This is a genomic window from Desulfobacter sp. UBA2225, assembly GCF_002348205.1.
Taxonomy (GTDB): Bacteria; Desulfobacterota; Desulfobacteria; order Desulfobacterales; family Desulfobacteraceae; genus Desulfobacter; species Desulfobacter postgatei.
The window spans coordinates 1-2,547 of the sequence record NZ_DDYV01000217.1; the positions used below are offsets into that span (position 1 = coordinate 1).

General features: G+C 41.9%; 4 protein-coding genes. 1 reads left to right on the forward strand and 3 read right to left on the reverse strand.

All coding sequences use genetic code 11. The features are described from left to right. Positions 1–136: 136 nt before the first annotated feature. The 3 genes from B3D59_RS10920 to B3D59_RS10930 form a co-directional block, all read right to left on the reverse strand. Positions 137–460: a DUF86 domain-containing protein gene (locus B3D59_RS10920; RefSeq protein WP_286819757.1), complete on the reverse strand. Its 324-nt coding sequence runs from the start codon at positions 458–460 to the stop codon at positions 137–139. A 38-nt stretch (positions 461–498) separates the two neighbouring features. Further along, positions 499–837: a nucleotidyltransferase family protein gene (locus B3D59_RS10925; RefSeq protein WP_286819758.1), complete on the reverse strand. Its 339-nt coding sequence runs from the start codon at positions 835–837 to the stop codon at positions 499–501. 167 nt (positions 838–1,004) lie between these two features. Then, on the reverse strand, positions 1,005–1,991 hold the full coding sequence (locus B3D59_RS10930; RefSeq protein ID WP_286819759.1) for a helix-turn-helix transcriptional regulator: 987 nt from the start codon (positions 1,989–1,991) through the stop codon (positions 1,005–1,007). 171 nt (positions 1,992–2,162) lie between these two features. Between B3D59_RS10930 and B3D59_RS10935 the strand changes: the two genes are divergently transcribed. After that, positions 2,163–2,547 (forward strand): ATP-dependent Clp protease proteolytic subunit (locus B3D59_RS10935; protein WP_286819760.1); only part of this gene is annotated, 385 nt, incomplete at its 3' end.

The window sequence follows — 2,547 nt, forward strand, 5'->3', positions numbered from 1 at the left end:
TTAAAGGCGAGGTGTCCACCCGTTTGGTGTATTGTTCGTAAGACAGACCGGCAATTTTGGCGTCCTGTTCGGTGATGCCTTCTTCCGCGTCAATCAGCACCAGTGCGATATAACAGACTGACATTGCGGAAATAGATCACGGGTTGCTTCCTGCGGTCATATCGGCCATCATTATCCTTAAAGCTTTGGTCATTTCCGGTAAATCATTTTTTACGGTAAGCCAGACAACGTCAAGACTTACACCAAAGTAGTCGTGAATAAGTTTATCTCTCATGCCGGTTATTTCTGCCCAGGGTACTTGAGGATATTTATCCCTGACAGGTTTGGGAATTTTCCGTGCTGCTTCGCCAATCACTTCCAGAGAACGAATAACAGCTAACGCTTTTTCCTCGTTTGCTTTAAAAGATTTCAACGATATACCATGAAGGAAATTGGAGGCTTTATCCGCATAATCGATCATATCCGTCAGGTAACCGGAAAACTCTTTAGGCGTCCTTTTCATATTTGAACCAATTCTGAAAGTACACGGCGGCTAATAGCTGGTTTAAGAGTATCTTTCATGACGAGGTCAGCCTTCACCCCCAGCTTTTGGCTCAGAAAGTTTTCCAGACGGATGAAGCCAAAAAAAGATGGCGGTGTTTGAAATTCAACCAGTAAATCGATGTCGCTGGTTGATTTATGATTGCCTGAAACGTAGGAACCGAATATGCCAAGTTCTCTGATGCTGTAGTTTTTGCGAAGTGTCGGCATTAGTTTTTTTAGAATGATTGCTTTCTCTTCAAAAGCAGTTTCTTGATTGGTTTTGACCAATTTGTTTTGCGTCATTCTTTTCATCATTTATTTCCTCATGAACAAATTACGTACCGAATATACGAAAAAGATGGAATATAGTCAATCAAAAGAGCCGGGCGTTATTCCTGTGGCGGCGCAAATACATGATTGTTACCTTTTCCAAATTGCGAATTAACTATTGCACCAAGAAAAAGCGATAGTCCAATTCATTATTATTTGTATAGCGTAGCCATCTTTTTTATGGCTTCTTTTATTTCCTTCCTTTTGTCGGCGGGCTCTAAAAGCACGGCATCATTGCCAAAGGAAAGGATCCATTGTTTTACATCATACCAGCCGGATGTGTTCATGGTTAAAATGATGGAGCCATCTTTGTGTTTTTCAATGTTCTGATTTTTACACCACTGCCGTTCCTGAATATACGGCGCCTGTTTGGCACAGAACTGAATTTTAACGGTAACCGGATCGTCATAGACAATTCCAAAAGCATCCTCCATGATCACATCGGGATCGAAATCATCGGGAATATTAAACTCGTTTTCCGTGAGGGTGATTTTTTCGATTCTTTCTACAGCCAGAGTGCGAATGGCATCATGTTCAGCTACTCGTACCGATAAATAAAGCCCTCCATTCCAGTCGAATAATTTCAGCGGGTCAATATGGAAGGTCTTCATTTTACCCGAAAAAAAAGAATGATATTCAACAAGGCACGTTTTCTTCTGTAAAATGGCATCGGTCAATAATTCTATAATTTCCTCTTTTCCCGTATAATCTTTCGTAAATTTGTCGGCCGACAGAAAGAGCGTTTTGATCTTTTCCAGTTTTTGGACCAGACCTTCCGGCACAAAAACATCCAGTTTGCTGAAAGCCCTTTCAATATTGGTCTCTATATCGGTGCCGCGGTAGATACGCGAATGGCCCTTGATGAAATAAAGGCTGATGATTTCCGCAAGCGTCAGATTCAAATCCGCAACTTTGATTTCCGACAATCGGCGGGCAAATTCTTTATCCAGATAATACCTTGTTTCACCGCCCAGCAGAGCTTTGTCCTTATCAATCATAATTTTGAATTCGCTCTGAATTTCGTCAATAATTCTATAGGCTTGTCTTTTATCAATGTCGAGCCTTTCCGAAAGGGCGGATATGGTCGTCCCCGTCGGCTGGGAAAGAAGGGTTATGGCGTCCACAAGTTTCCTGATCATTTTCAAGCGCATAACTTCACCAGAATAAAATTAAAATAATGAATGAACTAAACGAGTTAATGAAGCCTACAAAATATTTTCATCAAACGCAAAATTATTTTTTCAAAAATGTCCAAAAATGACACTCCGCTGATGCATTCTTCAGCCGTAAATAATTAAAGGGGGTTCACCATGGCGGCAAAAGAAAAAGAGCGCGAAGAAAAAGGGTTGTCTGATTACGGGATCATTTATCTTTCCGGGACTATTAACGAAGCAAAGGCTGAAAGCGTCTGTAAAGAAATCATCGAATTCAACATCAGGGGAAGTATCAATCAGATTCAAATGGTCATCAATTCGCCGGGCGGCACATGCACAGCCGGGTTTTCAATCATTGACATCATGGAATGGACAAACATTCCCATATACACAACGGGCATTGGAATGATTGCCTCTATGGGGTTGCTCGTTTTCATGACCGGTGAAAAGGGCCACAGAGTTGTTACGCCGCGGACATCCATTTTGTCTCACCGCTTTTCAGCCATGAATATGGGCAACCACAGCCAGCTTATCGCCGGCC

Excerpts from the sequence above, each read along its gene's own strand:
- B3D59_RS10920 (WP_286819757.1), bottom strand. The coding sequence starts at position 460 with ATGATCGATTATGCGGATAAAGCCTCCAATTTCCTTCATGGTATATCG.
- B3D59_RS10925 (WP_286819758.1), bottom strand. The coding sequence starts at position 837 with ATGATGAAAAGAATGACGCAAAACAAATTGGTCAAAACCAATCAAGAA.
- B3D59_RS10930 (WP_286819759.1), bottom strand. The coding sequence starts at position 1,991 with ATGATCAGGAAACTTGTGGACGCCATAACCCTTCTTTCCCAGCCGACG.